Below are 25,772 nucleotides of genomic sequence, written 5' to 3' on the forward strand. Positions count from 1 at the left end.
TTGATCTTTAAGAGGCGACGACCTCCAATGCTTGCCATCTTTCATAGCATGCTTCGAGCTCGCTTTTCACGGCCTCCAGACGTTCCATCGCGGCGGTTATCTTGTCGCTCGGCTGCTTGTAAAAATCTGCGGCGCCCATACGCGCGTGAATCTCGGTTTGCTCAGCTTCGAGTGTTTCGATTTTCTCAGGCAATGCTTCAAGTTCGCGCTGCTCTTTGTAAGTGAGCTTGCGTGGCTTGTCGCTCGCTTTGTCGGCGCTGCGCTTGTCGTTGGCCGGCGCAGGCCGAGCGGCCTTCGCCGTCTCTGCCTGCTGGCTCGTAACATACTGACGGTAGCGCTCCCAATCTTCGTAGCCGCCGGCGTATTCGCCGATCTTGCCGTTTTCCTCGAAAACGAGCGTGTTTGTGACCACGTTGTCGAGGAAGCTGCGGTCATGACTCACGAGCAGCAAAGTCCCTTCGTAGTCCGCCAACAATTCTTCAAGCAATTCTAGAGTATCGACATCCAAATCATTGGTCGGTTCATCGAGCACCAGCATATTCGCCGGCTGAGTGAATATTTTAGCCAACAGGAGGCGATTGCGCTCGCCGCCGGAGAGTGCCGCGACCGGCGAGTCGATGCGCTGGGCCGGAAAGAGAAAGTCCTTCAGATAGCCGATCACATGGCGATTCCGACCGCGGACGGAAACATAGTTTGAGTCGCTCAAATTATCGCGCACGGTCTTCTCCGGGTCGAGCAAGCGGCGATGCTGGTCAAAATAGGCAAGCTGCAAGCGCGTGCCCATGATCACTTGGCCGCTGGTGGGCTTAAGCTCGCCGAGAATTAATTTGAGCAGCGTGCTTTTGCCCGAGCCATTGGGACCGATGATACCGACCCGGTCGCCGCGCATGATGCGGGTTGAGAAATCGCGGACGACAATGTTGTCGTCGTAAGCGAAGCTGACACGTCGCAGATCGACGACCAGTTTGCCGGAGATATCGCCGGCATCGATGCCGAAGCTGGCGCTGCCCTGAACTTTCAAGCGTGCCGCGTGGGCCTGGCGCATCGTCATCAATGCTCGCACGCGCCCTTCGTTGCGGGTCCGTCGTGCCCTGACGCCGCGCCGAATCCAGGCCTCTTCTTCGGCGAGTTTCTTGTCGAACTTATCCGCGGCGCGCTCTTCGATTTCGAGCAGCGCGTCCCTTTTTTGCAGATAGCCATCGAAATCGCCGGGAAACGAAGCTAAGTTACCACGGTCCAGCTCGACGATGCGGGTGGCGAGATGACGGGTTAAAGTTCGGTCGTGGGTGATGAAAATCAGCGCGCCGCGATAGTTGAGCAGAAACTTTTCCAGCCAGGTAATCGCGTTGATGTCGAGGTGGTTGGTTGGCTCGTCGAGCAGTAGGAGATCGGGCTCACTGACGAGCGAGCGAGCGAGCATTACCTGACGCCGCGTTCCGCCGGAGCAATCGGCGAGCTTTTTCTCCTCGGGCAGACCCAATCGAGTCAGCACGGTCTCGACTTTCTGGTTGACGTTCCAGCCGCCGGACGACTCGATGCGGGTTTGCAAAGCAGCGATACCGTGCATCGCCGCTGCGCTGGTCGTGTCGGCTGCGTGGGTTGCATGATGAAATTCATTCAAAAGGGACCCTAGCTCACCCAGGCCGCTGGCGACGACTTCAAAGATGGTTTGGTCGGTATCCGGCGGCACTTCTTGTTCGAGATGCGCGACCCGCAAAGTGTCTTGGCGCCACACCTCTCCCTCGTCGGGCGCGGCGGCGGCGGTAATCACGCGCATTAACGTCGTCTTGCCGGTGCCGTTGCGGCCGATCAAACACACCCGTTCGCCCAGGTCGATCTGAAAGTCGACGTGTTTCAGGAGCGGCAGATGGCCGTAGGCCAACGACACGTTATCGAGGTGGAGTAGGGGCATGAAGGATCATTGTGCGTAAGTGTCAATCACCCAAGATAGCGCTTCTAGCGTAGGATTTCATCTATGAGGCGGTTATCGAAGAACTCTCTGGAGTTGGTGCTGCTGGCTTTGGGGGATCGAGGTGACGCTGGCGCCGTTGGGGAAGTGACTGTGCCCGGTTTTTGCGCCCACAGCGGTTTATGGGTCATTGTAATTCATTTCATTGTGCTGAATCGTGTTCATGAAATAGAGAGCGAGGGAACGATTCGCGCGCTCCGCTAAAGCGAGTAAGCGCGCGGTGGTTTCGCTACGGCGAAAAAAATTGCGGTAGCCGAGCAATTCGTAAACACTCTGCTCTGGTAGGCTGCTGGCGTAAATGATTCCAGCGCGCGCTGCGCGTAAAGCCTGGGGCACGGCTTGTGCCAGCGGCACGCCCTGACCGGCGTTGTTGCCGATGACGAAATAATCGATGGCGTCGGCGAGACCGGGGATTGTGCTGTTGATGCCCGGGAGCGAGACCTGATCCCAATTGCGCATCTCTGCTTTACCCAGCGCGGTGGTGAGTTCCTTCGGGTAACCGGCGGCAATGCCGAACACGCCACCCACCTGGACGATGCGCGCCCAGGGCAGCGGCGGCTCGGTGACAAATTCGCTGACAGTGACTTCGTTGTCGAGAATTAAAGCGGTGAAATGTTGTTTGCGCGATTGGGTCAAGTCGTTAACGAGGGACATGAATTACCTCCTGAAGAGAGCACTACGTTCTTGTGTATCACGAACTCTCCACTAAATACCTTTCAGCATGTGTTGCGCGTCCGTCAACGCCCGTCGACCGACCAGTGCGGCGGATCGGAGAGCAGCTTGAACACACCGTAGTATGCGCCGACGGTGTGCAGCACAGGGTTGCTGCCGGCGATGTTTGTTAAGCAGAGTTTGCACGGTGCGGACATCGGTTCGATTCGCGCCGTTTTTTCCCACCGATGCTGTGATAACACTCAATGCGGTGCCCTCCTGGCCAGTTGTTCGCTATTCAATTTTATCTTCGTACTTCTTAAGCTGCTCTAGAACAGCTTGGTTGCTCTGATATTTGCGGCGCAATGCTCGCAGTTTCTCATCGGTCCCCGTGCAGTGGGTCTTCATCTGTTTCAGCAAGAACTCGCGCCGCTCGGCATCGTAGCCTTCTTCGCCTCTAAAGTGATCGCAGAGATCGCGCGACTCTTGAAATTGCTTGACCTCAGCCGGGAGCTCTGACCCCAAGGTGGTGCCGCGGTCACACGAACTCACGACGAGCAGCACGAGTGCGGTCCGCAGCCACGCCGTTATGGGCCGAGCGGCGAAATTAATCATAGAGCGCTTTGATAAAACCGCCGTCCTCCAACGCTTTCAAAATCGTATTGTCGACGAATAGCTGCGGCTCGGCGCCGCGCGCTTTGGGGTTTTCCTTGGCCAGGGAATCGAGCACGGTGCGGATGCCGCTGACGGAGGGGTAGGGGGCGCGCTCGAAATAAACGTTGGCGTATTGTTCCCAGGTGCGCTCGGCGTATTTTTCTTTGTCCGCCTCCATGCGCATTTTCTTGAGAATGATGCGCACGCTGTCTTTCTTGTTGCGTTTGAAATAGGCGATGCCCTCGACGTAGGCGCGCATGACGCGGGTCGCCTGATCGCGGTTGGCGCGTAGATAGGCGCGGTTGGCCACCAGCATGCTTTGCAGATAATGGATGTTCATCTTTGCCAGGTCGGCGAGCACGCGAAAGCCATTGTCCTCGGCGATAAAATACGACGGATCGGTGAGGACGGCGCCGTCGACGACTTTTTTCTGCAAGCTGATCAGCATCGTTGGCGACGAGCCGATCTGCAGCACGCTCATATCTTCCTGGCGCAGATTCCAGTGGTTGAGCAGCAACGAGAGCACTGTATGCGACGCGGTGCCGAAGGCGGTGATGGCGATGCGCTTGCCCTTGAGCGCTTCGGGGGTGTCGATATCGGAGCGGACCAGGAGCCGGTGCACGCCCTTGTTGTTCAACGCCGCGACCATGGCGATGTCAACGCCTTTAAGGATCGAGTTGATCACCGGACCGCCGCTGGCGCTGCCGAACTGAATATCGCCGGCAACCAAGGCGTTGACGGCGCGGGCGGCGCCGCCGCCGATGAAAATCGCTTCGACGTCGAGGTTGTGTTTTTTGAAAAAGCCGCGCTCTTCGGCGACCCAGATGGGCGCATTGGTGGGGCTCAACGCGCCCATGCCGATGCGGATTTTGTCGAGCGCGAAGAGTTTCGTTGCGCCGCCGAGGAATATCAGAGAGCTGCAAACAATAATTCGGAGAAGCTTGATCATTTCTCAGTGCCCAGCCTTCCAGTGGCCCGAGTGGACTGCGTCGATGGCGGCTTTCATCTGATCGAAGATGAATTTGGCCGTGCTCGGCGCGCCGGCGCGATCGATGGTGGCGGCCTGATAGCCGACCAGGCCATAACTGACGTAGATTCTGCCATCGGCCTCTGGGCCTGTCTGCCCGCCTAGGACGGGGATTTTTACGCTCTTGCAAACGTCGGCGTAAATTTCCGGTGTGACACTGGTAAGATCGAGCGCCACCGCGCCGGCGTCTTCGAGCCGGTGCGCCCATTTGAGCATATGCTCGTGGTCGGCTTTGCTGCCGTGAATGGTGCTGCCGGCGCCGGCTGGAAAACCGATCTGAGGATAGACCGGCAGGCCGGTTTCAACCACCGCGCGCACGTCATCGAACAACGCTTCTTCCTGTTGGCGGATATCGACTTTGGTCATGTCAGCGCCGACTTCGTTTTTGATGCGCAGCGCCGCGGCGGCGACGGCTTTCGGGCCAGCGTTGCAGGTGGCGGTCGGCATGTCGACGTTGACGACCGCGCGTTCGGCGGCGCAGGCGACGGCTTTGGCAAAGGGCAGCATATCGTCGATGGTGAAATCGTCGGTGTGCGGCAAGCCGAGAAAGACTCGGCCCAGGCTATCGCCGACCGAGAGCAGATCGGCGCCGGCGCGCTCGCAGATCTTGGCCATTTGATATTCGTACACCACCGCGACGGCGATCTTCTTGCCGTCGTGCTTCATCTGCTGCAGGTCTTTGATTGTGAGTTTTGCCATTGTTAGCTCCTTGATTCGGGCATCGACTCGCGCAGAGGCGGCGAGGCCGCAAAGATTAGAATCAAATGTTCGTTGGCCAGTCGGCCAGCAATTTGCCATAGCCGGGAATAACATGGCGGTGGCCGAGCTGCGATAGGATATCCCATAGCATGGCTGGGTTGCTGGCGATGGCCGTGGTTTTTAGCTCGTGTTCGATGCGCTCTAGAACTTTCAAAGGGTCGAGCACGGCGCCTTGGAAATAGATTGCATCTACCGTTCCGGATTCTTTTAAGGCTTGCGCGGTCAGATCGTAAACTGCTTGTGGTGTTTGACTGCTCGCTTCGCCGAGATTTTTAAACGGCCGTGGCGCGGTTACCTCGAATCCGGCGGCGCGCAAGTAATTCAAAATCATTTCGTTGAGGCGCTCGTCGAAAGGGGTGAGGAGCAGCAATCGTTTTGCTTGGTAGCAGCGCAGCGCCGCAACCGATGCGCCGAGCGCGGTGGTGACGGGGATCGGCAGCGCACTCTTTAAATCATCGAACAACCCCGGGTTCATGACTTCCGTCGGTGCGCCGATGACGATGACTGCGTGCCAGCTTTTTTCTTTCGCGAGCGCCGCGATGCGGCTAACGATCTGACTCTTCTTGCCGGTGATTTCGTAGAGGGATTGGCCATAGAGGCCCAGTCCTTGGAAATCGAATTTCACCCACTCGGGCACGAGCCGCAAGAAGCTTTGATAGTGCGGCCAAGTAGCCGGGCCGGGGCTGATGAAGCCGATGCTGAGTGGTTCCATAAAAACTCGCTCAAGTTCTTAGCCACGCAGAGCGGGCAGCACGTGCTTGCCTAATAGATCGATCTGCTCGTGCCAATCTTTGTAGCGCAGCCGCAAATCGTAGACGATGTGATTGGCACCGGCTTGCTCATAGGCGCGGGTTTCCCTGACGATATCTTGCGTCGCACCGGCGAGAATCACGCCGCGCAGATCTGCCAGCGTCGAAAATTTTCCCGACGGCGGTTTCACCCAGCTCGATGAATTATGCGCTTCATCGATCAGGTTATCGACTCGCATGCCTTTGAGCGCGTCCTCCTGGTTCTTGCCGATGGTGGTAAACGGCATCACCGCGGTTTCGAGCATCGCGCGATTTTGCTTGGCGCATAGTTCGCGCAGGTAGCCGATGCGCTGTTCAAATGTCAGCAGCGTAATGCGCGCCGGCATCCAACCATCGCCGTACTCCGCGGCGCGCCGGCAGGAGGCCGGCGTGCCGCCGCCGACCCAGATGGGAATCGGTTTCTGCGGCGTCGGTTTCAGCGCGACGTCGTGAAACTCCATGAACTCGCTTTTGTGCGAGAGGGTTTCACCGGCCCAGAGCCGGCGGCAGATATCGACGTTGGCGCGCGCAAGTTTCACGCGGTCCGCCAACGCCGATGGCCAGCCGGCGGCTGCAAACTCTTGGGGAAAGCCGCCCAAGCCCATGCCCATGACGACACGGCCCTTCGAGATGGCGCTCAAACCGGCAAAGGCTTGCGCGAGATGGATCGGCTGGCGATGGCAAATTGCCATCGCCGTGCCGAGTGTGAGTTTCTGCGTCGCCGCGGCGACGGCGGACAGCACCAGCAAGCCTTCGATGTGAGTGTTATCGATGCCGTCGCTGCGGTGCGGCGTGAAGACCAAATGATCCCGCACCCACACCGAATCAAAGCCATAAGCTTCGGCGCGGCGCGCGCCGGCGATGCAGGCGTCCATCGATGCGTGCTCGCAAAAATGGGGGAGAAGCAGACCGAAGCGGAGGTTGGTTGCCATTTGGAAATATCAATCTCGGCGGAATATCTCGCGCAGAGGCGCGGAGAACGCAAAGCAAAAACCTCTACCGGCTGCCGTGTGAGGTGGCCTGCGGGCCGCAGCGCTCGATGGTTAGGCGAATGGCGATCCGTCCTTCGGCCAAGGTTTTCTGTTTGATCTCATCCCAGCTCTTGGGCTCACCGCGGATCTGTTTATGCCAATCGAGCACGATCGGCATGGCGTCGGGGTGGTCGATGACCTGCGCTTTGCCGTCTACTTGAATGTAGTCCGAGCCGTTGAATTTATCGCCATAAACTAAAAGCGATACATTTGGGTTGCGCCGGATATTCTTGACTTTGAAAGTATTACCGCGCGCAGTGATGGTGACGTTGCCGTCCGCGCCCAGGACCGGCGACACCAGCGTCATCTGCAGCGATACGCCGTCTTTTTTGCGCGCCACCAAGACGCCGTGGTGATTGTGTTTGAGAAATTCCTTGGCATCGGAGATGTCCATCATGCCTCCAAGATATTCGCTAGAGCATCTATACAGGCGAAGCGGGGGAAAAGTACAGCGGCGATTATTCGAAAGTCGCCCAGTTGAGGAAGCTGCGGTCGCGATAAAGGCTGGCGATGTCACGGCTAATCACCACGCCGCGCTGGCTTAAATAATCGGCGATGGGGCGCAGTGGCAAGCCGACGGCAGCCAGGTAGTCGCCTTCGATACGCTCGATCAAGGCTCGGCCATGGCCCTGGATCGAGTAGGCGCCGGCTTTGTCGAAGGACTCGTTGCAAGCGAGATAGGCGTCGACTTCAGCGGCAGGGTACGGGTGCATTTTGACGCGCACTTCTTCGACCAGCGTCAGGCCTGGGCCGCCCTGGCCATCGACGATCGCCACGCTGGTGAGAATCCGATGCTCTTTGCCGGAAAGCTCGCGGAGAATTCTGCGCGCGTCGACGAAGCCGGCCGGCTTGCCAATCTTCTGGCCGTCGATGGCGATCATCGTATCGCTGCCTACGACAATGCTCTCTGGCTGGCGGGACGCTACCGATTGCGCCTTGCCGACGGCGAAGTCGAGCACTTCCTGTTCAATGGCGCGGCCGTGGGTCAGGGTCTCGGTGAAATCGGGGGCAATGACTTCGAAGGGCGTGCCAAGAAGGCCGAGAATCTCCTTGCGCCTCGGCGATGTGGAAGCGAGGATCAGGCGCATGGCGATTAGATAGAAGCAAATGCCGCAGCTGAAGTGGCTTCGCCGCAGTGCATCGAGTTGTTCATGCCCTCGGTGAGAAAATCCTGCAAACAGCGATCGACCTCTGCCGCGCTGCTCAGGCGCACCATGCGCGAGCGCATTTCGGCGGCACCGCGAAAGTCGAGGCAGTACCAGATCAAGTGCTTGCGCATGCCGACGAAGCTGCGCAGTTGAACGACGCTTTGATAATGTTCGCTATGCTCGCGAATGACCTCAAAGCGGTCTGCCAAGCCGATGGCTGGCTGTGGACCGACAATGCCGTTGCCGCAGAGCGCCTGTTTCACCTCTCCTTTGCCGGCGAATAGCCAGGGGTTTCCTTCGGCGGCCCGGCCCATCAGCACACCATCAACCCCAGTCTCACTAATGCGGCGATAAATGTCCGGCATATCGCGCAAATCGCCATTGCCCAACACTAGAGTACTGGAGCCTTTGGCATGCTGCGCCGCGCGGGCAATGGCGTGCCAATCGGCGTCTCCCTTGTAGCCTTGCTGCAGCGTGCGGCCGTGCAGGGTGATCGCCGCCGGGCGCTCTTCAAGCAAATTCGGGATCCACTCGTCGATGGCGTTGCGCTCATAGCCGATGCGGGTTTTCACCGACAGGGGGATGATCCGCCGCTTGGGTGCGTCGTCGCTGCCGGTGCGCAAGCGATTGGCGGCTTTGAACGCCGCGATGGCGCTGGGGCGAATGCCGATCTGCTCCAACGTCTGGCCGTTGGCCCAGTCTTCGATGCCGTGACGCGCCGCCCGGATAATTTCGCGAGCTAGCTCCGGCGTGCGAATAAGCGCCGCGCCGCAGCCGGCGGCGGCGACTTTCTTGGCCGGGCAGCCCATGTTGATGTCGAGGCCATCGAATCCTAATTCTCCAACGATATGAGCGACTTTGTAAAACAGCTCTGGAGTCTTACCGTATATCTGCGCCGCGATCGGCCGCTCGATTTCCGCATAAGTGAAATCCTTGATCATGATGTCCGGCGCGTACATGGCCGACTGAATATTGACAAACTCGGTCAACATCACATCCGGCTTGCCATGTTTCGCGGTGATGTAGCGAAACGACGCATCGGTCACGCCGTCCATCGGCGAGAGGCCGATGATCGGGCGCGGGATCTGCTGCCAGAAATTGTCCATCAACCGCTAGAATATCATGCGCGTTACCGACTGTCACTTCTCGCTGGCGAGCGATCCGGCAATTCCCCAAGCTTCCTTTTCCATGTCGTGAAACAGAATGTTCAAAGATTCCGGCTTGACGTTGGCGACCTCGAGGAAATCCTTCGAGATCCGTTTCACCAATTCATTTTTCTGCTCTTTGTCGCGGCCCTTGTACATGTAGATATGAACCACCGGCATGAGAACCTCCCAAAAGTAATTATGAGTTATGAATTATGAAAGCGGAAAGGGAAAAACAAGACGGCGAGTTTGTAGAAAACTATCATGCGGTGTGCTAGCTTTTTTGCAATCAGCAATCGCGGCGCAGTCTGTCGAAGTCGTGGAGAGGTGGCCGAGCGGTTGAAGGCGCACGACTGGAAATCGTGTGTACCCCAAAAGGGTACCGAGGGTTCGAATCCCTCCCTCTCCGCCACACCGAGAAATAGGCGGTCACCCTCGGAACTCGGGTGTCGATTGCTGATAGTTAGGTCCTGTGCAAGGCGGAACCGTGAACTCCGTCAGGTCCGGAAGGAAGCAGCGGTAACGGCGATACCCCTGTGCCACAGGGAAACCTGGCTGTCAGCAATGGGCACCTGGGCGCCCGCGGGTGCGGGCGCATCTCAAATTGCAGATTTCAAATTTCAAACTGCTCGTTGCGGTTTGAGCTTACTTCGGAACTAGCCAGCAGCCTATGTCCTACCTCGTTCTTGCACGCAAATGGCGGCCGCAGACTTTTGAAGATATTGCGGGGCAGGCGCATATCGCGCGCACTTTGCAGAACGCCATTCGCGCCAGCCGGATTGCCCACGCCTATCTTTTTACCGGTGTGCGCGGGGTCGGCAAGACCACCGCGGCGCGGATTCTTGCGAAGGCGCTCAATTGCGAAAAGGGGCCGACGCCGACGCCTTGCAACGAGTGCAGCCAGTGCGTCGAGATTACTTCGGGCAGCGCCATCGATGTTTTGGAAATCGACGGCGCGTCGAACCGCGGCATCGATGAGATTCGCCAGATCATCGAAAACGTCCGCTACCAGCCGGCCAAATGCCGCTTTAAGATCTACATCATCGACGAAGTGCACCAGGTGACCAAAGACGCGTTCAACGCGTTGTTAAAAACTCTGGAAGAACCGCCGCCTTCGGTTAAGTTTATCCTCGCCACCACCGAACCGCATCGCTTGCCGGAAACGATTCTATCGCGCTGCCAGCGCTACGATTTCCGGCGCATCGCGCTCCGTGAGATCGTCCAGCGGCTTGGTGCCATCGCCAAAGCCGAAGGACTCCAGATTAGCGAAGGGGCGTTGATTGCGCTGGCGCGCGAAGCCGACGGCAGCATGCGCGATGCGCAGTCACTGCTGGAGCAGGTGTTGGCCAGCGCGGGCACCGGGGATCAGGCGGGTGCGCCGGCCGCGGTCGATGAGCAACTGCTGGTCGACATGTTAGGTTTGGGCGAGCGGCAGACGCTCCATGCGATCTCGCAAGCGGTCATTTCTGGCGACGCCAAGAGCTGTGTCGAACGGATCGCCGAAGCGTCGAACCAAGGACGCGATTTGGGCCGCATATCGCGCGATCTGGTGGAGCATTTTCGCAATCTGCTAGTGGTTCGGTTGGCCACCGAGCGACGCGGCAACGAGCCGATTCAAGCCCTCGACCTGCCCGATCAGGAGGTTGCCGAATTGGGCGCGCAGGTCAAAGACATTTCCGTTGACACATTGCTCGACTATTTCGATTTTATGGTGGCGGGCGATGAGGGTGTGAGCCGCTCGGCCAACCCGCGTTTTGCCCTCGAAGCAACCTTGATCCGGTTGGCGACCTTACCCCAGACTCTGCCGGTGGCGCAGCTGCTCGAACGGCTGGAAAAATTAGAGGGCAAAGGCGGCGCAGTGGCGCGTCCGCCGGCAGCGCCGCGGCCGCCCCAGCCGCAGGCCGCGCCTGCCCCAGCGCCGGTTGCAGCCGTGCCGAGCGCGCCCGTGCAGGTGGTCCAGCCGGTGCCCGCCCCAGTGGCGCAGACGGCCGCGGCGCGGCGCAGTCCCATGGTTGTCGGCGACAACCTGTGGCAGGAATTTGTCACCTTCGTCGGCCGTGAGAAGAAATTCCTCGGCTCCCATCTTGAGTCGGGCACGCCGCTCGATTTCAACGAAGAAGAACTCCATATCGGTGTCGCCGAGAAACATCATCTCAGCTATCTCCAAGATCCCGAGAACTTGGCAGCCTTGAAAAACCTCGCCAAGCAGTTTTTCGCCCGTGATCTGATGATCAAGGTCGCTGCGTCGGAAAGCACTGCGGCCGCCGAACCCAACTGCCTACCAGCGCCGGCGCAGGGCAGCGAGGAGCGCAGCGAGATGGTGAAAGAGGCGCTGCGGATTTTTGGCGGCTCGGTGCGCTCGGTGCGGCGCGACAATCGTTAAGTTTTTCCGGAGGAATCGATGGCACAAAGCATGGCGGGCATGGGCGGTTTGCTCAAGCAGGCGCAGGAGATGCAGGGGCGCATCGCCAAGATCCAAGAAGAACTGGCGCAAAAAACCGTCGATGGCTCGGCCGGCGGCGGCATGGTGCAGGTGAAGGTCAATGGCCAATTTAACCTGGTTTCGGTTGCCATCGAACCGGCGGTCATCAATGGCGATGACAAGGAGATGCTGCAAGATTTAATCCTGGCCGCTGTCAATGACGGCATGCGCAAAGCGCGCGAAATGGTGGCGGCGGAAATGAGTAAAGTTACCGGCGGATTCAAAATCCCAGGTATATCGTGACGCTACTGTCTGTGGCGTCACGAATTCCAAGTTTCAGATTTCAGATTCCAGATAGTCCCAGAGTTTAGATAGGGGGCATGGGAGCGTTGGCTGCACGAAGCGAATTTTGGCGCCACGGGGAGGCGCGATGAGCAGTTACCCTGGGCCGATGGCCCGTTTAATCCAAGAATTATCCAAGCTGCCGGGCATCGGTGAAAAGAGCGCGGCACGGCTGGCCTTTCATATGCTCAAGGGCAAGCGCGAGGATGTTTTCGCCCTCGCCGAGAGCATCGGCAAGCTGCGCCAGGAGATCGGTTTGTGCCGGCAATGCTTTGGTTTCAGCGAGGTGAGCGCCAGTAACGGTGAAACTTCGCTCTGTGCGATCTGCAAAAATTTTGAGCGCGAGCAGGACAAGATATGCGTCGTCGAAGAGCCGGCCGATCTCATGGCCGTGGAAAAATCGCAGGAGTACCGCGGTCTCTACCACGTGCTGCACGGCACGATCTCGCCGTTGGATGGCATCGGCCCGGAGGCGCTGCGTATCGGCGAATTGATCGAGCGCCTGAAGGACGGTTCGGTGCGCGAAGTGATCGTCGCCACCAACCCCACGGTCGACGGCGAAGCGACCGCGCTGTACCTGTCCAAGGCGATCAAGCCCCTCGGCGTTTCGGTCACGCGCATCGCGCGCGGTCTGCCCATGGGCGGCGATCTCGAATACACGGATGCGGTGACGCTGGGCAAGGCGTTGGAAGGGCGGCGTGAAATCTAGGCCATGAGGAATCTTGTTGTCTCCTGTCTACTGCTGTCAACCATTGTCCAGTTTGCGTCGGGTTGTCTGTACTACGGTCGCAATTTTCCCGTCACACCGGTGCGCGAAATCAAGAACAATGTCACCACCCAGCGCGAGATTTTTGCCAATTTTGGTGAGCCCGACCGGCGCGGCCTCGAAAACGGCCATGAGATTTGGATCTATTCGTATCAATTCTACGAGCTAGCGCAGCTGCGCGAGTCCAAAGAGTTGGTGGTGCTATTCAACGCCGATCAAACCGTGCGCAGTTATTCCTACACCGGCAAGTGATTCTGCATAAGCACCTATGCGCCGCAGTCAAAAAGGCAAGAAATTTTCTCGATCGTGAAATATCTCTTTTGCGGAACATCATTTCGTGATAAACGCTCGACACTACACATGTCAAAGGAGATCTGATGGAAAAGCTGTCACGGCTTGCGACTGATAAGATGAAAACTCCGGCGCGCACCAGGAAGAAGCAAAAACGCAAGCCGCGAGTCGGCAAGCTTGCCCACGAGCTTTTGAATCAGATGAGCGTGATGCAACTTTCCTGTTTTAGTCTGCGCCAGCAATTGCAGAAAAACCCGGCGATCAATTTGCGTCATCTCGACGCCATCGAAAAAACTTTGTCGGAAGCTGCCGAGTTGGCCAATACCATTCAATCGAGATTGGCAAATTCGACGGGCGATGACAATGAACGCACAGCGGAGGTTGAGCCAATGCAAATAGGCAGCAAGGCCAATGTTTACCCGTTCCCAAAACCTTCATCTACCGGGTAAGAAGTGAGCAAATTCATGGCGCCGCCACAGCGGCGCGCAGTTTCTTGCACCTAGTTTCCTGACCCGGAAGTCCGTTGGAAAAATAGCCGATAGCCTCCCCCTTTTCAGCGGAGTTCCCTCTGTCTTCGATTTACCCAACGAACTTCTGCTAGCTGAACAACAGAAACAGCTTGGTAGCGAGCCAACCGATGGCGCCGCAAATCGGGAAGGTGAGCACCCAGGCGGTGACTATTTCGATGGTGACGCCCCAGCGCACAGCGGAGAACCGCCGCGTTGCGCCGACGCCGATGATGGTCGTGTTGATGGTGTGAGTGGTGCTGAGCGGAATACCGAGGCGGGTGGCCAGCTCGATGGTCATCGCGGCGCCGGTTTCGGCGGCAAAGCCATGCACCGGTTCGAGTTTGGTCAGGCGCAGTCCCATGGTTTTGACGATGCGCCAACCGCCCACCGCCGTGCCGATGCCCATGGTGACGGCACACAGCAAGATCACCCAGATCGGCACCTGAAAAGTCGGCATGACACCGCCAAGGAGCAGAGCCAGAGCGAACATGCCGATAAATTTTTGTCCGTCGTTGGAGCCGTGGCTAAACGCCATGAACGCGGCGGAGAGAATTTGCAGCCGGCCGAATATGCGCCGCACCGTGCCAGGGCGGCTGTTGGCGAGCGATCGATAGAGTGCTCCCATGATCAACAGGCCGCCAAAGAAACCGAGAAACGTAGAAAACGCCAGGCCGATCAAAACTTTGGTCCAGCCGGCGGCGACCAGACTCGCCGGCCCGGCGGTCGCCAAGCCAGCGCCGGTAAGGCCAGCGATCAGCGCGTGACTCTCGGAGGTTGGCAGGCCAAAGTACCAAGCCACGGTGCTCCAAACGATGATGCCGATCATGGCAGCGCCGACGGTAGTAAGATTGATCACTTCGGGGCGAACGATGTCTTTGCCGATGGTCGAGGCCACGGCTGTGCCGGACATTGCGCCCAAGGCGTTGAGCACGGTGGCGACGGCCAGCGCTTGATAGGGTGAAAGGACACGCGTTGACACCACCGTAGCGATGGCATTCGGAGAATCGGTCCAGCCGTTGACGAACTCCGCCGCCAGGATGAGGAACAGCACCACGTAAAGAATGATCGGTCCGTCGAACATAGGGCAATGCTACGCAGCGCTCAGGAGTTCTTAAGACCGATCGTTTCCAAGGTATTGGCAACGTCTTCGCAGCGGTCAGTGGCCGATTCGAGGATTTCATAGATATCGAGCCATTTGATGACATCCATGGGTGTGCTGCCATTCTCAAAGAGGTGGCCAATGGCTTTGCGATAGATATCGTCGGCGGCATTTTCGAGCCGGTTGATCTCGATGCAGTACTCGTCGATATCGTCCAGCCGCGGCATATGGGACACCGCTTTCACCAGCTGCTCGGTGGCATTGACGATGGTGTCGGCTAACTCCTTGGCCTCTACGGTTGGTTTGTCGATGCGAAAGAGCACCATGCGGGACGCCGCCGCCTCGATGGCGTCCATGACGTTGTCCAAAGCCGTGGTCAACGCGTGGATATCCTCGGCATCAATGGGCGTCAGAAAGGTCTGATTTAAACTGCGAATGGTGCGATGGGTGATGCGATCTCCCTCATGTTCGAGATCTTTGAGTTTTTTCCAAGAGTCCTGTGGGTTGTCGTACTTGTCGAGCATCTCCTTGAGGGCGCGCGCCCCTTCCAAGGCGTTTTGCGCTGACTGCTTGAACAGATCGAAGAATTTTCCCTTGTGCGGGACAAAATTGAACATGATTCGGCCTTACGCGAGAACTCGGAGGCCTGTAGATACCAACTCCCCAACGGGAATTCAAGGAAATGTTACAAGAATATTGCGAACTGGTTACAACGATGGAGGCAGACCGACTCATACCGGCTTAAAGATGTAGTGAGGCAGAACAGATTTGCTAGGCGCGGAGTCCTTTGCCCTTGGGCGAGGCTTGGCGGTTGGTTGACGCGAGCTCATTGGCCGCGCCATTGACCGCTGGGGTGCTCGGCAGCCTGACGGAGACCGTCGTTCCCTGGTTGACGACGCTGGCGATCTGCAACTCGCCTTTATGCGCCTGCACGATGTGCTTGACGATTGCCAAGCCCAGACCTGTGCCGCCGATTTCGCGCGATCGCGCCTTATCGACGCGGTAAAACCGTTCGGTGAGCCGGGGCAAATGGTTCTCAGGGATGCCGACGCCGGTATCGGCCACCGCGATTTCGATGCCGCTGCCCTGGTTTTTCAGTTCGGCGGACCGGGCCGAAACGGTCACGCTGCCGCCCTGGGGTGTGTATTTGATCGCGTTGTCGATCAAATTGATCAGCAGCTGCTGCAGCCGATCGGAGTCGCCGAAGATCGCCGGCAGCTCTGGCGCAATGTTCGTTTTGAGTTGCACCTCGGCCTTTTTCGCCTTGTCCAAAACAACTTCAAGCACTCGGTGCACCAAAAGGCGCGCATCGAGCGCCGTTTGATGGAGCTGGACATTGCCCGACTCGAGATCGGAAAGCGTTAAGAGATCGTCCGTGAGTCGGCTCAAGCGGTCCGAGTGCCGTTCGACGATCGCCAAAAATTGCCGCGTATCCGCTGGATCGGCGGGCGGCGACTCGATCAACGTTTCGACGTAGCCGCGAATCGCCGTGAGCGGCGTTCGTAGCTCATGGGACACGTTGGCAACGAAATCGGCGCGCACGCGCTCGAGCCGTTTGAGCTCGGTGATATCGTGAAACACCAGGATGAAGCCGATGGTGTCGAGCTGCGCGTCGCGCAAATTGGTGCCGCTTACCCTGAACCAGCGCCCCTCATGAAATTCGAGATTGGTTTCGTAGCGGCTGTGGGTGAAATCGAACCGCAGCACGGCGCCGATGACTTCATGCATGGCGGGGTGGCGTGACATCTCCATGAGCGAAAGTCCTTCACATACGGTGCCGCTGGGAATCTGAAATATCAGCCGCGCCTGTTCATTAAGCAGCAAAACCTTGCCGCGCAAATCGACCACCAAGAGGCCTTCGTTCATGCAATGCAGGATGGCGTCGAGTTTTTCCTTCTCGCCGACCAGCTCGCCATGCGCGCTCTTCAAGCGGCGGCTCATGGAGCTCAATTGATCTTCGAGGGCGTTCAGCTCATCGTTGGCGCTTGTGGAAAATTCCCTTTGCGGAAAAGTTCCTTCGGAGATTTCTCCGGCAAAGGCGACCAGTGCTCGCAGGCGGCGGGCGGCCCGCGACGCAAACAGGTAAGCGAGCAGGAGACCGGCGGTTGAGACCAGCAGCAGGCCCAGCAGTAGCTGCGAGCGCAGCGTGCGAATGGCCTGGTCGATATCGGTCAGCGGGATGGCGACGCGGATGATCTGTTGGCGATGCTCCGCGCGCTGGCGAAAGGCACGATAGAACATGTCATAGCCCACCGTTGAGCTATAGCGAATACTCGAGCCGGTGCCGCCGGCCAGCGCTTCGCGAATCTCCGGACGGCTTGCGTGATTTTCCATGGCGGCGGCCGGTTCGTCGGAATCGGCGAGCACGGTGCCGTCCGTGCCGACCACGGTAAGGCGGATCGCCAATTCTTTGCCGAGTTCCTTGGCCAGCCGGTCTAGTGCCGCGGGGTCGGCTCCAATAGGCAGAATGCGCGCGATCAGGCGCGCCCGTTGTTCGAGCGATTTGCCAACGGTGTCGGTGTAGAGGTGGCGCAGGTCGGATTGGGCGAGAAAGAAAAATCCAATAAACAGCAGTGCGACGACCGCCAGATAGCTCAGAAAAAACTTAGCGATCAGCGTGTTATTCCAGGGCTTTCTCATCGAACTTGTAGCCGACGCCGCGCAGCGTCAGAATCCACCTCGGATGGCTGTCGTCCTTTTCGATTGCTTTGCGCAGGCGACGAATATGCACGTCCACGGTGCGCGGTGTCACGAAGGTATCGCCGCCCCAGACCCGGTCGAGCAATTGGTCGCGGTTTAACACGCGATTGGGGTTTTGCACAAGAAAACGCAGCAACTCAAATTCTTTCAGGGTCAGCTTGACCGCTCTTCCCGCCACCGACACATCGTAGGTGCTAAAATCGATCTTCAAGGCTCCCTTTTGGTAGGTCGGAGCCGCCGTCTCGGCCGTGGGCGCAGTCGAGCGCCGCAAGAGCGCGCGCACGCGCGCCACCATCTCACGCGGGCTGAAGGGCTTGGCGAGATAATCGTCGGCGCCGATTTCCAAGCCGATGACACGATCGGCTTCAGCGGCTTTGGCGGTGAGCATCAAGATCGGCACTCGTGCGGTGGCCGCTCGCTCACGCAGCTGTTTGCAGACTTCCAGTCCGGACAAACCCGGCAACATGAGGTCGAGGATGATCAAATCGGGGCGCTGGGTTTGCGCGGCCTTGAGCGCCTTCTCACCATCTTCGCTTTCCAGAACTTTGAAGCGCTCCTGTGCCAGGTGGTAATGCACCAGCTTGCGGATATCGGGCTCGTCTTCGACCACCAGGATGACCGGGCTGGGCATGATCGAACGACTCAAACCGTCGGCGGCAGGTCCTTGACGTGGCGGATGCTTTTGCCTTTGACCATGAAGACCACCAGCTCGGCGATGTTCGTGGCGTGATCGGCGATGCGCTCCAAATATTTGGAGACCGAGGTGATCTTGACCGCGCGGTTGATGGTTTGCGGATCGGACATCATGAAGCTGATCACCTCACGGAAGATTTGCGCATTTAGTTGATCGACCTGGTCGTCGTCTTTGCAAACCTTGAGCGCCAGCTCGGTGTCCTCGCGCACGAAGGCATCGAGGCTCTCGCGAATCATCCGCTCCGAGATCTGCGCCATGCGCGGGATGTCGATATAGGGCTTTAACTGCGGCTCTTGATTGAGCTCTAGAGTGCGCTCGCAAATATTGACCGCCATGTCGCCGATGCGCTCCAGGTCGGTGGTGATCTTCAGCCCGGTCGTAATGAAGCGCAGGTCGCGGCCCGCCGGCTGATGCAGCGCCAGCATGCGAATGCACAACTCATCGATGTTAACGTCGAGCCGGTTGACTTCGTGATCGCGCTCGATGATGATTTTCGCGAGGTCGGAGTCGCGCTCGACCAGCGACCTGATCGCCTTCTGAATCTGGTCTTCGACCAGGCCGCCCATGTAGAGAATATCTTCGCGCAGCTTTTTTAGATCTTCTTCGTACTTTTTATCAGTGTGCTCGGCACGCATTGGACATCCTCCATTATCCGAAACGCCCGGTGATATAGTCTTCGGTCTGGCGCTTGTCGGGGTTGGTGAAAAGTTTGCCGGTCTCGCCGAACTCGATCAACTCGCCGAGATAGAAAAACGCCGTATAGTCAGCGCAGCGCGCCGCTTGCTGCATATTGTGCGTGACGATGACGATCGTAAAGGTCTCTTTGAGCTCATGAATGAGCTCTTCGATGCGCGCCGTTGAAATCGGATCGAGGGCCGAGCAGGGTTCGTCCATCAATAGCACGTCGGGCTCCACGGCCAGGGCCCTGGCGATGCATAAGCGCTGCTGCTGGCCGCCTGACAGTTCGGCGGCGCTCTTGTGCAAGCTGTCCTTTACTTCGTCCCACAGCGCGGCGCGCCGCAGGTTGCGCTCGACGACTTCGTCGAGCAGGCGGCGGTCTTTGATGCCGACGATGCGCAGGCCGTAGACGACGTTTTCGTAGATACTTTTGGGAAACGGGTTCCACTTCTGAAATATCATACCGACCCGACGGCGGAGTTGAATCACATCGGTGGCGGGGGCGTATATGTCTTGGCCTTCGAGCCTGATCTGGCCGCTGATGCGCGTGCCCAACACCAGATCGTTCATGCGGTTCAAACAGCGCAGCAGCGTGGTCTTACCGCATCCTGAAGGTCCGATGAACGCGGTGGCTTTTTTGGGCTGAATCTCGACATTGATCGATTTCAGAGCGTGCTTCCCGCCATAAAAAAAGTCGACGTTCTCGACGTTAATAATCGGTGTGGCGGCCGCCGCGAGGGTTTGCGTGCCCATTGTGCTGAGTTCTGTTGCCGGCATTTCGCGTCTTTCTGAATCGCTTTGCATCTCTAGGGCCATCTTATCTCCGGCGCTCCTGATTTTCATCCGGGTTCTTTCTACCACTTGATGCGCTTGCGGAAACGATAGCGCAGCCAAATCGCGACGGCGTTAATCGCCAGGGTCATCGCCATCAGCACAAGTCCGGTGGCGGCGGCATTCCAATGAAACTCTTCCTGGGGCCGCGACACCCAGTTGAACATTTGAATTGGCATCACGGTGAAGGGCGAGAAGAGCCACCCGAAGGAGATGAACGGAAACTCCGACGTGAACGGCGGGTCGGGGAGAAAGGCGATGAACGTCAACGCGCCGATGGTGATGAGCGGCGCAGTCTCGCCGATGGCGCGCGACAGCGCGATGATCACACCGGTCAAAATACCGCCGGTGGAGTAGGGCAGCACGTGATCTTTGACCATCTGCCATTTGGTCGCGCCCAGGGCTAAGGCCGCTTCGCGCATGCTTTGCGGCACCGCGCGAATCGCTTCGCGGGTGGCGACGATGACGATCGGTAGGATCAAGAGCGCCAAAGTCAGCCCGGCGGTGAGCACGCTTTGGCCGAGCTGGAGCTGGTAGACGAATAGCCCAAGCGCCATCAGGCCGTAGACAATCGACGGCACGCCGGCCAAGTTGGCAATGTTGATCTCGATCAACGCGGTGAGCCAGTTTTTCGGTGCGTACTCTTCCAGATAGACACCGGCGGCGATGCCCAGCGGCACGGCGGTCAGGGCCGTGACCAACATGACCAACAGCGTTCCGACCCAGGCTGAGAGGATGCCGGCGCGCGCCGCAAAACGCGAGGGAAACGATGCGAAGAATTGCCAACTGAGCCGGCCCAGGCCGTCGTAGGCGAGGTCGAAAATCAGCGCACCCAGCGTCATGATGCCGATAAATGTGGCGACTAGGCCGCCGAGGACAAACAGCTTGTCGATGCGCTGGTTGCGCGCAATTGCCGCTTGGAGATCGTTGGGTGCTGCCATCAGTAGATTTCCCTGAATCTTTTGCGCAACAAGTGGCCGCCGATGTTAAACACCAACGTCATCACCATTAACGTCAAGCCCGCGGCAAAGATGCTTTGATACGCGATGCTGCCGTGCGGTAGGTCGCCCAGACTGACTTGAACGATGTAGGCGGTGATGGTGGCGGCGCCATCAGCCGGGTTTAACGTCAGATTCGGTTGCGTGCCGGCGGCAAGGGCCACGATCATGGTTTCACCGACGGCGCGGGAAAACCCCAAGACGTAGGCGGATGCGATGCCGGAAAACGCCGCCGGGATCAACACCCGCAGCCCGGTTTGCAGCCGGGTTGCGCCCATGGCGTAGGAGCCCTCGCGGATATGCACCGGCACGGCGCGCATGGCGTCTTCGCTGAGCGAGCTGACGTAAGGGATAATCATGATGCCGATCACCATGCCCGCGCTGAGCATGTTAAAGCCGGGCAAGTCGGGCAGCAGCTTTTGCAGCAGCGGGGTGACAAACAGCAGGGCGAAGTAGCCGAACACCACCGTCGGCACCGCGCTCAGCAATTCCAGGGTCGGTTTGAGAATTTCGCGCACCCGATTGCTGGCGTACTCGCTTAAATAGATGGCGATGGTCGTGCCGAGCGGCAGCGAGACCAACAGCGCCACTAAAGAAGTTACCAGAGTGCCGGTCACCAGCGGCATGATGCCGTAGTGGGGATCGGCGAAAAGCACCGTCCACTGGGTGTCGGTGAGAAAATCGATGAGCGACACTTGCTTGAAAAATGCCACCGACTCGTGGAGCAAGATGCCGACGATGCCTGCGGTAATGGCAATCGATGACAGCGCGGCCACGAACAGAAAAAATTCGATAAAGCGTTCTTTGAATTTCTGCCCGCTACGCGCGGCGGCGACGCCTTTGAGTCTTGCGGTCACGGCGGTGCTGGCAGTGGGGCGATCGGGCGCGTTCATGGGGTGCGTAGCTAGCCCGGATTATTCATCGCTGCGGCGCGATCGAAGTGAAACTCTTCCGCAGCGAAGGCAACAGATATCCGCTTCGACGCCGCCTTGTAGGGGGGCGACCGGCGGTCGCCCTGCTCTGCGAATCGCAGTGGAAAGGTCGAAGCGATGCCCAGCATCGGCGAATCAAACCGAACGATTTGCGCTGATGCCTTCGCTCCTCCAGAGTTCCACTTGGATCGACACAGTGTCATGGGTTTTCCCGGTCGCATGAATAATTCGGGCTAGGATCTAGAACTTGGCTTCTCGCTTCATCAGATCTTCGATCTTGACGCCGACCTCGGCGCTGCCGCCGAAGACGGTGCCGGTCTTGCCCTTCTGCAGATGTTCCAGACCCAGAGTATAGGCATTGGCCGGCAGCGCGACATATTTCACTTCTTTGACTAGTTTGCTGGCGTTTTTCAGGAAGAACTCGACGAAATCTTTCACGTAGGTTCTGGCCAACGACTTTTTGCTGACATAGATGAAAACCGGCCGGGAGAGCGGCTGATAAGTGCCGTCTTCGACGGTCTTGGCTGAAGGCATCACTGCGCCTTTGCCACCATCCACGGCAACCGCTTTCAGCTTCTTTTGATTCTCGATGTAGTAGGCATAGCCGAAATAACCGAGGGCGTTGCGGTCGTTGGCGATGCCCTGGACCAACACGTTGTCGTCTTCGCTGGCGGTGAAATCGCCGCGGCTCGATTTGGCCTTGCCGATCACGGCTTCGGTGAAGTAGTCAAAAGTTCCCGAGTCAGCGCCGGGGCCGAACAGCTTCAATGGATTGTTCGGCCAATCCGGTCGTATCTGGTTCCAGGTCGTTACCTTGCCCTGAGCGCCGGGCTGCCACATGTTTTTTAGGTCCGCTATGGAAACCGATTTCACCCAGTCGTTTTTGAGATTCACCATCACCGTGAGAGCATCGTAAGCGATCGGTAGCTCGAAAAATTCCACGCCGGTCTTTTTGCACGCCTCGACTTCCTGTTTGAGGATGGGCCGCGAAGCATTGCTCACGGCGATTTCGCCGCGGCAAAATTTCTTGAAGCCGCCGCCGGTGCCGGCGATGCCAACGGTGACTCGCACCTTGCCCTTCTTGGATATCTGAAACTCCTCTGCGACCGCCTCTATAATCGGAAAAACCGTGCTCGACCCATCGATTTGCACTACCTGGGCTTGCCCCTGTGCGCCCCAGCTGAGTCCGGCGAGCAGCCCCAACGCCAGCACCGCTTGCTTCATGTGATTCTCCTTAACAGACAAACTAAGCGCCCTTTGTTACGGCAATGTTACAGAATGATTAAACCTGGGTGAACGGTTGACGCGGCGTTCACAGCGCGGGGAAATCTTGCCGCGGCTTGACAGCGGCTTAGAATCGTTCGGCGGGTCTGCGCCGTGCGGCGGCAGGTTGGCGCAGCCCGGCATAAAAAATCGCCGCGAGGACGAAACAGGCGATCAAACCGGTCATCATCGGAGCGTAACTTTGATGGCGATCGTAAACCGCGCCGGCGATGACCGGTCCGACCGCCGCACCCCAGAGATAAAACGCGCTCATGGTGCCGCGAATGGTGCCGAAGTGTTTGCGGCCGAAGAAATCGCCAACCGTGGCCCAGCCCACCGGAAAGATCGATTCGACGACCGTAAACAATATGACGAAGAGCCACAGCGTCCATTCCGCCTGGCCGTAGGCCAATAGTAGAAGCGAGCCGACGCCGACCACCATGCTGCAGGCCATCAAGCGCGGTTTGTTCATGCGATCGGCGAGCCAGCCGAGCAGTAGGTGGGTTGGCAGGCTGACCAAAGCCATGGTCGCCAGCAGTGTGGCAGCGCGCGGCTGGCTTAAACCTTTCCAAACCATGATCGGGATGAAGTGCACCGTGATCGTATTGAACGCCGCCACGCGGCCGATGGTCGCCAGGATCATCAGCCAAAACGCCGAAGTCTTCATTGCCTCGCGCAGTGTGAACTCGGCTTCTTCCCAGGGGCTTGCTGATGAATGCGTTGAATGACCGACGGGCTCACTGGACGGCGTCGTGCGAGTTGGTTCGTCGCCATCACCGTCGGGGCGCAGCCCCATGCTTTCGGGCGAGCGGCGCACCGGCAGCGCCAGCGGGATGCCGATGAGAATTAAGCCGAGGCCGGCAGCGAAAGCACCGTAGCGCCAGCCATAGTTGTAGACCAAGTAAGACAGCACCGGCGTGATCAGCGTGCCGCCGATGCCAATCGACGAGCTGACCAACGTCATGGCGAGAGCGCGCTTACGGATAAACCAGGTGTTGGCCAGCACCATCGGCGAGTGCATGAAGCCCGCTGAAAAGGCGAGCGAAATCACGCCGAGATAAACGACCAATAGCGCTGCGTAGCTATTGACCCCGGCGAGCATCATATAACCAACACCGGAAAGCAGCATCGCCGCCATCATCAGCGGCCGCGGGCCGAAGCGATCGATCAGATAGCCCGCGAACGGCCCCTCGATGGCGCCCTCGGCGCGCGCCAAGGAGAAAACTAACGAGGTCGCCGCGCGGCTCAGGCCGAGCTCCTGAGACATCGGCAGGAAAAAAACCGTGAAGCCGTACAGATGAAAGCCGCCGCCGAGGAGCCGCACGGCGCAGCCCACGGCGACCATGTGCCAGCCGTAATAAACCCCGGCGAGTTGTCTGCGGACGGCTTCGATCAATTCCGCGGCCGGGTGCAGATGTCCAATGCCATCAGGGCGTACACCTGCGCCGCTTTGACCATGGTGTCGATCTCAATTTCTTCATTGCGCGGGCCAATGCGCCGGCCGCGCGGGCCGATCTTGATCGCCGGGATGCCCAACTCGTTGTAAACGTTAGTATCGGTCCAGATACTGGCGCGGTCGGGCGCTTCCGGCTTGATCTTCTCACCGAACAGATGTTGGTAAACGTCTTCGGCGGATTTGACCAGCGGCTCGACATTTTTGCCTTCGTGGCCGAGCAGCGACTTGTAAATATCCATTTGATATTCGAGGCCGGTGCCGTTCAAGGTTTTTTCCAGCTCGTATTGAATTAACACGGGGCGTACTTGTGGCGGCATCCTGATATCGACGTAAATTGTGCAGACGCCGGGAAAATAGTTGGGCCGGTAGGGCGCGCCGCCTTCGATGCCGCCGATGTTCACCTTCGGCGTGAGCGGCCCGGTGGGGGAGTTGTAGACGTATTTCGCTTCAAACTCGGCGCCCCATTTTTCGATGGCGTCGATGATCTTGGTCATTTTTACGATGGCATTCATCTTCTCCATCGGATGGGTCGTCCGGCTCGAACCCCAGGCCGCTTCGGCTTTGCCGAAGGTTTGAATCTTGACTTGCACGACGCCGTTCTGGGTCCAGACGATGTTCATGTCCGAGCCGTCACAGCAGACGGCATAGTCGGAATGCATGCCGTGGGTTAACAAATGGCGCGTGCCGGCGCCTTCGCCGCGATATTCCTTGGTCTGCCAGGGACCCACCGGGGTGCGCGAGATTTCGCCGACGACGGCCGCCAGGATCACGTCGCCTTTGAGCTTGACGCCGCTTTTTTTCAAAGCTTTGCCGGCCATCATGAACGCCGCGACGCCGCCTTTCATGTTGGAGATGCCTAATCCCTGAACTTTGTTGCCGACGATCTTGCCGGCGAGCTCGCTCTGCGGCTCCATATTCGCCACCATGCGGCGGTCTTCCTCGGTGCCGGTAAAGCTCGTGTCGGTGTGGCCATTAAAGCCCAGGCTCAAGCCGGTGCCGTCGCCTTTGACGACCCCCACCGCATTGGGGCGGTCGAATTCGACGTCCTGGCGGACGGCTTTGATGCCGTTCTTTTCGAACCAGTCTAAAATATATTCGGCCACGCCTTTTTCTTGTCCGGTGGGGCTGGGGATGCTGGTGATGTCGGCGCCTACTTGGGCGAGCTCATCGCGGTCGATCTGCGCCAACACTTGTTTTGCTGCTTGGGGATCCAAAGCCATCGAAAATTCCTCCAAATGGATTTCGCTTCTTACCTAACCGGAGGGTTGCGCCGATGTCAATCACGTTTTGTCGTCGAGGGTTTAGTTGAATTATTGTCAGCGCGACGTTAAAGTCAGCGTTTAAGGCGCATTATGGCTGCACAGAGTCGAACCCGGTCCGCCTCCAGGAGGGCTATGGATACCTCAACCTTGGTCATGATCGCCGCGGCGGTGATCGCGCTGCTGGTGATTTATTGGAAGTTGCCGGCGGCCGCCGCCAAAGGTTTGAACGCCACCGGTTCGCTCTTATGGGAGATCACGCCGCGGATGATCGCGGCGTTTACCCTCGCCGGATTGCGGTCAGTCTGCTCTTCCCGCTCTTCGCCGGTTGGCTATGCGATGTGATGTGGTCGAAATTGC

28 protein-coding genes, 1 tRNA gene and 1 other RNA gene are annotated in these 25,772 nt (G+C 58.4%); 8 read left to right on the plus strand and 22 right to left on the minus strand.

Features of this window, described 5'->3' with window-relative positions:
• Positions 1 to 7 precede the first annotated feature (7 nt).
• The 11 genes from FJ145_15010 to FJ145_15060 all read right to left on the minus strand — a co-directional run bounded on the left by FJ145_15010 (position 8) and on the right by FJ145_15060 (position 9,352).
• Positions 8 to 1,912, minus strand: a complete 1,905-nt coding sequence (locus FJ145_15010) for an ATP-binding cassette domain-containing protein (protein MBM4262727.1) — start codon at positions 1,910 to 1,912, stop codon at positions 8 to 10.
• Between the two features lie 177 nt (positions 1,913 to 2,089).
• Positions 2,090 to 2,623, minus strand: coding sequence for a hypothetical protein (locus FJ145_15015; GenBank protein MBM4262728.1), 534 nt, complete (start codon positions 2,621 to 2,623; stop codon positions 2,090 to 2,092).
• Positions 2,624 to 2,914: 291 nt separating this feature from the next.
• Entirely contained in the window at positions 2,915 to 3,235 is a 321-nt protein-coding gene (locus tag FJ145_15020) for a hypothetical protein (protein ID MBM4262729.1), read from the minus strand.
• Positions 3,228 to 4,223: a DUF3834 domain-containing protein gene (locus tag FJ145_15025; protein MBM4262730.1), complete on the minus strand. Its 996-nt coding sequence runs from the start codon at positions 4,221 to 4,223 to the stop codon at positions 3,228 to 3,230. The genes FJ145_15020 and FJ145_15025 overlap by 8 nt, the downstream gene beginning before the upstream one ends.
• Positions 4,224 to 4,226: 3 nt before the next feature.
• On the minus strand, positions 4,227 to 5,114 hold the full coding sequence (locus FJ145_15030; protein MBM4262731.1) for a 3-methyl-2-oxobutanoate hydroxymethyltransferase: 888 nt from the start codon (positions 5,112 to 5,114) through the stop codon (positions 4,227 to 4,229).
• A complete protein-coding gene (locus tag FJ145_15035) occupies positions 5,062 to 5,772 on the minus strand; it encodes a hypothetical protein (protein MBM4262732.1) in 711 nt (236 codons plus the stop codon). Before FJ145_15035 ends, FJ145_15030 begins: the two co-directional genes overlap by 53 nt.
• Before the next feature lie 18 nt (positions 5,773 to 5,790).
• Complete coding sequence (locus tag FJ145_15040; GenBank protein ID MBM4262733.1) at positions 5,791 to 6,780, minus strand: LLM class flavin-dependent oxidoreductase; 990 nt, start codon at positions 6,778 to 6,780, stop codon at positions 5,791 to 5,793.
• Between the two features lie 64 nt (positions 6,781 to 6,844).
• Positions 6,845 to 7,276, minus strand: a complete 432-nt coding sequence (locus tag FJ145_15045) for a PPOX class F420-dependent oxidoreductase (protein ID MBM4262734.1) — start codon at positions 7,274 to 7,276, stop codon at positions 6,845 to 6,847.
• Between the two features lie 61 nt (positions 7,277 to 7,337).
• Complete coding sequence (maf, locus tag FJ145_15050) at positions 7,338 to 7,967, minus strand: septum formation protein Maf (GenBank protein MBM4262735.1); 630 nt, start codon at positions 7,965 to 7,967, stop codon at positions 7,338 to 7,340.
• 5 nt (positions 7,968 to 7,972) lie between these two features.
• A complete protein-coding gene (locus FJ145_15055; protein MBM4262736.1) occupies positions 7,973 to 9,133 on the minus strand; it encodes a tRNA-dihydrouridine synthase in 1,161 nt (386 codons plus the stop codon).
• A gap of 33 nt (positions 9,134 to 9,166) precedes the next feature.
• Entirely contained in the window at positions 9,167 to 9,352 is a 186-nt protein-coding gene (locus tag FJ145_15060) for a 4-oxalocrotonate tautomerase (GenBank protein ID MBM4262737.1), read from the minus strand.
• A 141-nt stretch (positions 9,353 to 9,493) separates the two neighbouring features.
• Here FJ145_15060 and FJ145_15065 point away from each other — a divergent pair.
• The 7 genes from FJ145_15065 to FJ145_15095 all read left to right on the plus strand — a co-directional run bounded on the left by FJ145_15065 (position 9,494) and on the right by FJ145_15095 (position 13,442).
• Positions 9,494 to 9,584 (plus strand) — tRNA-Ser (locus FJ145_15065).
• Positions 9,585 to 9,633: 49 nt separating this feature from the next.
• Positions 9,634 to 9,732, plus strand: an RNA gene (gene ffs, locus FJ145_15070) — signal recognition particle sRNA small type.
• Between the two features lie 110 nt (positions 9,733 to 9,842).
• Positions 9,843 to 11,555 carry a DNA polymerase III subunit gamma/tau gene (gene dnaX, locus FJ145_15075; protein MBM4262738.1) on the plus strand — a complete coding sequence of 571 codons (1,713 nt, stop codon included), beginning with the start codon at positions 9,843 to 9,845 and terminating at the stop codon, positions 11,553 to 11,555.
• Positions 11,556 to 11,585: 30 nt separating this feature from the next.
• On the plus strand, positions 11,586 to 11,897 hold the full coding sequence (locus FJ145_15080; GenBank protein ID MBM4262739.1) for a YbaB/EbfC family nucleoid-associated protein: 312 nt from the start codon (positions 11,586 to 11,588) through the stop codon (positions 11,895 to 11,897).
• A gap of 127 nt (positions 11,898 to 12,024) precedes the next feature.
• Positions 12,025 to 12,645: a recombination protein RecR gene (gene recR, locus FJ145_15085; protein ID MBM4262740.1), complete on the plus strand. Its 621-nt coding sequence runs from the start codon at positions 12,025 to 12,027 to the stop codon at positions 12,643 to 12,645.
• A 3-nt stretch (positions 12,646 to 12,648) separates the two neighbouring features.
• Positions 12,649 to 12,954, plus strand: a complete 306-nt coding sequence (locus FJ145_15090) for a hypothetical protein (protein ID MBM4262741.1) — start codon at positions 12,649 to 12,651, stop codon at positions 12,952 to 12,954.
• A 125-nt stretch (positions 12,955 to 13,079) separates the two neighbouring features.
• Positions 13,080 to 13,442: a hypothetical protein gene (locus tag FJ145_15095; GenBank protein ID MBM4262742.1), complete on the plus strand. Its 363-nt coding sequence runs from the start codon at positions 13,080 to 13,082 to the stop codon at positions 13,440 to 13,442.
• 148 nt (positions 13,443 to 13,590) lie between these two features.
• Here FJ145_15095 and FJ145_15100 read toward each other — a convergent pair whose 3' ends face one another.
• The 11 genes from FJ145_15100 to FJ145_15150 all read right to left on the minus strand — a co-directional run bounded on the left by FJ145_15100 (position 13,591) and on the right by FJ145_15150 (position 25,373).
• Entirely contained in the window at positions 13,591 to 14,583 is a 993-nt protein-coding gene (locus tag FJ145_15100; protein MBM4262743.1) for an inorganic phosphate transporter, read from the minus strand.
• A gap of 20 nt (positions 14,584 to 14,603) precedes the next feature.
• Positions 14,604 to 15,218 (minus strand): DUF47 domain-containing protein, encoded by a 615-nt coding sequence (locus FJ145_15105; GenBank protein MBM4262744.1) that lies wholly within the window; start codon positions 15,216 to 15,218, stop codon positions 14,604 to 14,606.
• Positions 15,219 to 15,372: 154 nt separating this feature from the next.
• Positions 15,373 to 17,241, minus strand: a complete 1,869-nt coding sequence (locus tag FJ145_15110) for a HAMP domain-containing protein (GenBank protein ID MBM4262745.1) — start codon at positions 17,239 to 17,241, stop codon at positions 15,373 to 15,375.
• A complete protein-coding gene (locus FJ145_15115) occupies positions 17,222 to 17,932 on the minus strand; it encodes a response regulator transcription factor (protein ID MBM4262746.1) in 711 nt (236 codons plus the stop codon). The genes FJ145_15110 and FJ145_15115 overlap by 20 nt, the downstream gene beginning before the upstream one ends.
• A gap of 11 nt (positions 17,933 to 17,943) precedes the next feature.
• Positions 17,944 to 18,630 carry a phosphate signaling complex protein PhoU gene (gene phoU, locus FJ145_15120; GenBank protein MBM4262747.1) on the minus strand — a complete coding sequence of 229 codons (687 nt, stop codon included), beginning with the start codon at positions 18,628 to 18,630 and terminating at the stop codon, positions 17,944 to 17,946.
• 13 nt (positions 18,631 to 18,643) lie between these two features.
• On the minus strand, positions 18,644 to 19,426 hold the full coding sequence (pstB, locus tag FJ145_15125; GenBank protein ID MBM4262748.1) for a phosphate ABC transporter ATP-binding protein: 783 nt from the start codon (positions 19,424 to 19,426) through the stop codon (positions 18,644 to 18,646).
• Between the two features lie 101 nt (positions 19,427 to 19,527).
• On the minus strand, positions 19,528 to 20,445 hold the full coding sequence (gene pstA / locus FJ145_15130; protein MBM4262749.1) for a phosphate ABC transporter permease PstA: 918 nt from the start codon (positions 20,443 to 20,445) through the stop codon (positions 19,528 to 19,530).
• A complete protein-coding gene (gene pstC, locus FJ145_15135) occupies positions 20,445 to 21,395 on the minus strand; it encodes a phosphate ABC transporter permease subunit PstC (GenBank protein ID MBM4262750.1) in 951 nt (316 codons plus the stop codon). The genes pstA and pstC overlap by 1 nt, the downstream gene beginning before the upstream one ends.
• A gap of 279 nt (positions 21,396 to 21,674) precedes the next feature.
• The gene (locus tag FJ145_15140) at positions 21,675 to 22,658 is read right to left on the minus strand and encodes a PstS family phosphate ABC transporter substrate-binding protein (protein ID MBM4262751.1); all 984 of its coding nucleotides are present in this window, start codon (positions 22,656 to 22,658) and stop codon (positions 21,675 to 21,677) included.
• 127 nt (positions 22,659 to 22,785) lie between these two features.
• Entirely contained in the window at positions 22,786 to 24,093 is a 1,308-nt protein-coding gene (locus FJ145_15145) for an MFS transporter (GenBank protein MBM4262752.1), read from the minus strand.
• Positions 24,090 to 25,373, minus strand: coding sequence for a M20/M25/M40 family metallo-hydrolase (locus FJ145_15150; GenBank protein ID MBM4262753.1), 1,284 nt, complete (start codon positions 25,371 to 25,373; stop codon positions 24,090 to 24,092). The genes FJ145_15145 and FJ145_15150 overlap by 4 nt, the downstream gene beginning before the upstream one ends.
• Positions 25,374 to 25,547: 174 nt before the next feature.
• Here FJ145_15150 and FJ145_15155 point away from each other — a divergent pair, with 174 nt between their 5' ends.
• The gene (locus FJ145_15155; protein ID MBM4262754.1) at positions 25,548 to 25,757 is read left to right on the plus strand and encodes a hypothetical protein; all 210 of its coding nucleotides are present in this window, start codon (positions 25,548 to 25,550) and stop codon (positions 25,755 to 25,757) included.
• Positions 25,758 to 25,772 lie beyond the last annotated feature (15 nt).

It is taken from the genome of Deltaproteobacteria bacterium (assembly GCA_016874755.1).
GTDB lineage: Bacteria > Desulfobacterota > Binatia > UBA9968 > UBA9968 > DP-20.

Excerpts from the sequence above, each read along its gene's own strand:
- FJ145_15010 (MBM4262727.1), bottom strand. The coding sequence starts at position 1,912 with ATGCCCCTACTCCACCTCGATAACGTGTCGTTGGCCTACGGCCATCTG.
- FJ145_15015 (MBM4262728.1), bottom strand. The coding sequence starts at position 2,623 with ATGTCCCTCGTTAACGACTTGACCCAATCGCGCAAACAACATTTCACC.
- FJ145_15020 (MBM4262729.1), bottom strand. The coding sequence starts at position 3,235 with ATGATTAATTTCGCCGCTCGGCCCATAACGGCGTGGCTGCGGACCGCA.
- FJ145_15025 (MBM4262730.1), bottom strand. The coding sequence starts at position 4,223 with ATGATCAAGCTTCTCCGAATTATTGTTTGCAGCTCTCTGATATTCCTC.
- FJ145_15030 (MBM4262731.1), bottom strand. The coding sequence starts at position 5,114 with ATGTTATTCCCGGCTATGGCAAATTGCTGGCCGACTGGCCAACGAACA.
- FJ145_15035 (MBM4262732.1), bottom strand. The coding sequence starts at position 5,772 with ATGGAACCACTCAGCATCGGCTTCATCAGCCCCGGCCCGGCTACTTGG.
- FJ145_15040 (MBM4262733.1), bottom strand. The coding sequence starts at position 6,780 with ATGGCAACCAACCTCCGCTTCGGTCTGCTTCTCCCCCATTTTTGCGAG.
- FJ145_15045 (MBM4262734.1), bottom strand. The coding sequence starts at position 7,276 with ATGATGGACATCTCCGATGCCAAGGAATTTCTCAAACACAATCACCAC.
- maf (MBM4262735.1), bottom strand. The coding sequence starts at position 7,967 with ATGCGCCTGATCCTCGCTTCCACATCGCCGAGGCGCAAGGAGATTCTC.
- FJ145_15055 (MBM4262736.1), bottom strand. The coding sequence starts at position 9,133 with ATGGACAATTTCTGGCAGCAGATCCCGCGCCCGATCATCGGCCTCTCG.
- FJ145_15060 (MBM4262737.1), bottom strand. The coding sequence starts at position 9,352 with ATGCCGGTGGTTCATATCTACATGTACAAGGGCCGCGACAAAGAGCAG.
- dnaX (MBM4262738.1), top strand. The coding sequence starts at position 9,843 with ATGTCCTACCTCGTTCTTGCACGCAAATGGCGGCCGCAGACTTTTGAA.
- FJ145_15080 (MBM4262739.1), top strand. The coding sequence starts at position 11,586 with ATGGCGGGCATGGGCGGTTTGCTCAAGCAGGCGCAGGAGATGCAGGGG.
- recR (MBM4262740.1), top strand. The coding sequence starts at position 12,025 with ATGAGCAGTTACCCTGGGCCGATGGCCCGTTTAATCCAAGAATTATCC.
- FJ145_15090 (MBM4262741.1), top strand. The coding sequence starts at position 12,649 with ATGAGGAATCTTGTTGTCTCCTGTCTACTGCTGTCAACCATTGTCCAG.
- FJ145_15095 (MBM4262742.1), top strand. The coding sequence starts at position 13,080 with ATGGAAAAGCTGTCACGGCTTGCGACTGATAAGATGAAAACTCCGGCG.
- FJ145_15100 (MBM4262743.1), bottom strand. The coding sequence starts at position 14,583 with ATGTTCGACGGACCGATCATTCTTTACGTGGTGCTGTTCCTCATCCTG.
- FJ145_15105 (MBM4262744.1), bottom strand. The coding sequence starts at position 15,218 with ATGTTCAATTTTGTCCCGCACAAGGGAAAATTCTTCGATCTGTTCAAG.
- FJ145_15110 (MBM4262745.1), bottom strand. The coding sequence starts at position 17,241 with ATGAGAAAGCCCTGGAATAACACGCTGATCGCTAAGTTTTTTCTGAGC.
- FJ145_15115 (MBM4262746.1), bottom strand. The coding sequence starts at position 17,932 with ATGCCCAGCCCGGTCATCCTGGTGGTCGAAGACGAGCCCGATATCCGC.
- phoU (MBM4262747.1), bottom strand. The coding sequence starts at position 18,630 with ATGCGTGCCGAGCACACTGATAAAAAGTACGAAGAAGATCTAAAAAAG.
- pstB (MBM4262748.1), bottom strand. The coding sequence starts at position 19,426 with ATGGGCACGCAAACCCTCGCGGCGGCCGCCACACCGATTATTAACGTC.
- pstA (MBM4262749.1), bottom strand. The coding sequence starts at position 20,445 with ATGGCAGCACCCAACGATCTCCAAGCGGCAATTGCGCGCAACCAGCGC.
- pstC (MBM4262750.1), bottom strand. The coding sequence starts at position 21,395 with ATGAACGCGCCCGATCGCCCCACTGCCAGCACCGCCGTGACCGCAAGA.
- FJ145_15140 (MBM4262751.1), bottom strand. The coding sequence starts at position 22,658 with ATGAAGCAAGCGGTGCTGGCGTTGGGGCTGCTCGCCGGACTCAGCTGG.
- FJ145_15150 (MBM4262753.1), bottom strand. The coding sequence starts at position 25,373 with ATGGCTTTGGATCCCCAAGCAGCAAAACAAGTGTTGGCGCAGATCGAC.
- FJ145_15155 (MBM4262754.1), top strand. The coding sequence starts at position 25,548 with ATGGATACCTCAACCTTGGTCATGATCGCCGCGGCGGTGATCGCGCTG.